Annotated in this window: 2 protein-coding genes; both read right to left on the bottom strand. The window is 66.4% G+C overall.

Going from position 1 to position 1842, the window contains the following annotated elements:
- Window positions 1-790 (bottom strand): acyl-CoA dehydrogenase family protein (locus HMPREF2914_RS29905; protein WP_177344141.1); only part of this gene is annotated, 790 nt, incomplete at its 3' end.
- 274 nt (window positions 791-1064) lie between these two features.
- A partial coding sequence (locus HMPREF2914_RS29900) for an acyl-CoA dehydrogenase C-terminal domain-containing protein (RefSeq protein WP_177344140.1) occupies window positions 1065-1842 on the bottom strand: 778 nt, incomplete at its 5' end.

Here is a 1842-nt window from a genome sequence, read left to right as displayed (position 1 = left end):
AGGCCTTGATCCCCATCTTGTGCTCGATGGAGCCGCAACCCAGGCTGTTCTTCTCGCCCAGCGAGCCGTCGGCGTTGACCAGCACCTTCGGCACCAGGAACAGCGAGATGCCCTTCGGCCCGGCCGGGGCGTCGGGCAGCTTGGCCAGCACCAGGTGGATGATGTTCTCGGTCAGGTCATGCTCGCCGCCGGTGATGAAGATCTTGGTCCCGCTGATCTTGTAGGAGCCGTCGGCCTGCGGCTCAGCCTTGGTGCGGATGATACCCAGGTCGGTGCCGGCATGCGGCTCGGTCAGGCACATGGAACCGGCCCAGATACCGGCGTACATGTTCGGCAGGTACTTGTCCTTCAGTTCGTCGCTGGCATGGGCATTGAGCGCCAGGCAGGCGCCGGCGGTCAGCATCGGATACAGGCCGAACGACAGGTTGGCCGAGTTGACCAGTTCCTCGACCTGCGCCGAGATCACCTTGGGCATACCCATGCCGCCGTAGGCCGGATCACCGCCGACGCCGACCCATCCGCCTTCGGCGTAGGTCCGGTAGGCCTCGGGGAAGCCGGCCGGGGTGCTCACCGCGCCAGCGTTCCACTGGCAGCCTTCCTCGTCGCCCGGACGGTTCAGCGGGGCGATGGTACCGGCGGTGACCTTGCCGGCCTCTTCGAGGATCGCCGCGGCGGTCTCGGCGTCGACCACTTCGGCCAGCGCCGGCAGTTGCGCCCAGAGCCGGGAGACCTCGAACACCTCATTGAGGACGAAGCGCATGTCGCGCAGCGGAGCTTTGTAATCAGCCATGTGGGGGAATCCTCGATCGTACCGATCGCCGGCCGGGGGCCAGCGGCAACAAAATGGAGACACGAAAGGTGTGCCGCGGCCGAGTCTACACCACCAACATTTCGGACTTGTAGCGTCACGTCGTGACCATTAAGTCTATATCGGTCTTCTATGCGACAGGCATGAAAAAGCCCGCTTTTCGCGGGCTCGAGCGAGTTCGCCGGGAGTCCGGCGGGCCCGGCGAGTGCGGGAGAAACCGGGGGGAAGAAGCGCCGCGCCCCTGCCCCGGCAGCCGCTAGAGCGAAAACTGCTCCGCCGACAGGCTCATCAGGCCCGCCGCGCCGGCCTGGATCGCCGCGGCGTGCGCCGCGGTGCGCGGCAGCAGGCGACTGAAGTAGAAGTCGGCGGTGGCCAGCTTGGCTTCGTAGAACGCGGCCTCGCCGCTGCCGGCATCCAGCTTCTCGCGCGCCACCAGGGCGATGCGCAACCAGAAATAGGCCAGGGTCACGTAGCCGGAGAACATCAGGTAGTCCACCGAGGCGGCGCCCACTTCGTCGGCATTCTTCATCGCCGCCAGGCCCACCTGCTGGGTCAGTTCGCCCCAGTGCGCGTTCAGCGCCGCCAGTTGCGCGACCTGTCCCTTCAGTTGCGGATGCTCGGCCTGGGCCTGGCACAACTGGTGGACCAGTTTGGTGAAACCGCGCAGCAGCTTGCCCTGGCTGCCCAATACCTTGCGGCCGAGCAGGTCGAGGGCCTGGATGCCGTTGGTGCCTTCGTAGATCTGTGCGATGCGACAATCGCGGACCAACTGCTCCATGCCCCACTCGCGGATGTAGCCGTGGCCGCCGTAGACCTGCATGCCGAGGTTGGTCACCTCCTGCCCGGTCTCGGTCATGAAGGCCTTGCAGATCGGTGTCAGGAAGGCCAGCAGGTCGGCGGCCCGCTCGCGCTCGGCGGCGTCCTGCGACAGGTGCTCGGTGTCGAGCAACTGGGCGGTGAAGTAGGCCAGCGCGCGGTTGCCTTCGTTGAACGCCTTCATGGTCAGCAGCATGCGCCGTACGTCGGGGTGCACG

Origin of the sequence: Pseudomonas sp. HMSC067G02, assembly GCF_001813485.1 — a bacterium.
In the GTDB taxonomy this organism is placed as follows: domain Bacteria; phylum Pseudomonadota; class Gammaproteobacteria; order Pseudomonadales; family Pseudomonadaceae; genus Pseudomonas; species Pseudomonas aeruginosa.
Note: the sequence above shows the minus strand (reverse complement) of the source record. Positions and strands in the feature narration are given on the sequence as shown.